The organism is Streptomyces sp. S6 (assembly GCF_054880855.1).
Genome location: NZ_JBTYMC010000685.1, coordinates 1 through 968, shown reverse-complemented (window position 1 = coordinate 968; position 968 = coordinate 1). Strand labels below are relative to the sequence as shown.

The 968-nt window shown below is 75.1% G+C and carries 1 protein-coding gene; it reads right to left on the bottom strand.

What is annotated here, in order from left to right; translation table 11 throughout:
• Positions 1 to 968, bottom strand: a 968-nt coding sequence (locus ACVNF4_RS36440) for a beta-ketoacyl reductase (protein ID WP_461807093.1), incomplete at both ends; no start/stop codon positions are given.

Here is a 968-nt window from a genome sequence, read left to right as displayed (position 1 = left end):
GGCTCGTCGTGGCCCAGGACGGCGGCGGCCCGGCCGCGCACCACGTCCAGCAGGGCGGCCCGCTGGTCCGTGGGGTTCAGGCCCGCCAGGGTCGAGCGGAGCTGTCCGGCCGCGCTGTCGTCACCGCCGTCGGACCCGTTGTCGCCGGCCGGCGAGAGGGCGCGGGCGGCCTCGGGGATCTCCTCGATCAGGGGGCGGCGCCGGGACATCGCGTAGACCGGCGCGAACCGCTCCCAGTCCATGTCGCTGACGGTGAGCGTCGTCTCCCCGTACTCGACGGCCTCCCACAGCACGTCCATGGCGGTCTCGGGCCGCATCCGGCGTACACCGAGGCGCTCCAACTGGTCGGCCAGTTGGTCGAAGTCGCTCAGCATGCCGCCGTCGGCCCAGCCGCCCCACGCGACGGAGGTGGCGGGGAGACCCCGGTCCCGGCGCTCGTGGGCGAGACCGTCGAGGTAGGCGTTGGCGGCGGCGTACACGCCGTTCCCGGCGCTCCCCCACACCGCGGCGCCGGACGAGAACAGGACGAACGCGTCCAGGTCCAGCCCGGCCGTCAGCTCGTCCAGGTGCCGGGCGCCGACGGCCTTCGCGGCCATGCCGGTGAGCAGTTCACCGGGGTCGACGCCGAGGACGGGGCCGTAGCTGGTGGAGCTGGCCGTGTGGAGGACGGCGGTGAGGGGCCGGTCGTCGGGGATGGCGGTGAGGACGGCGGCGAGGGCGTCGCGGTCGGTGACATCGCAGGCCGCGAAGGAGACGTCCGCGCCCAACGCCCTTATTTCTTCGGCGAGTTCGGAGGATCCTGGGGCGTCGGCTCCACGCCGACCCAGCAGCAGGAGGTGCTCGGCGCCCTGGCCTGCCAGTCTGCGCGCGAGGTGGGCCGCGATGCCGCCGGTGCCGCCCGTGATCAAGACGGTCCCGCGTGGCTGCCACGGCCGCAGCGGGCCGCGCTCGGTGAGGGGCGCCCGCAC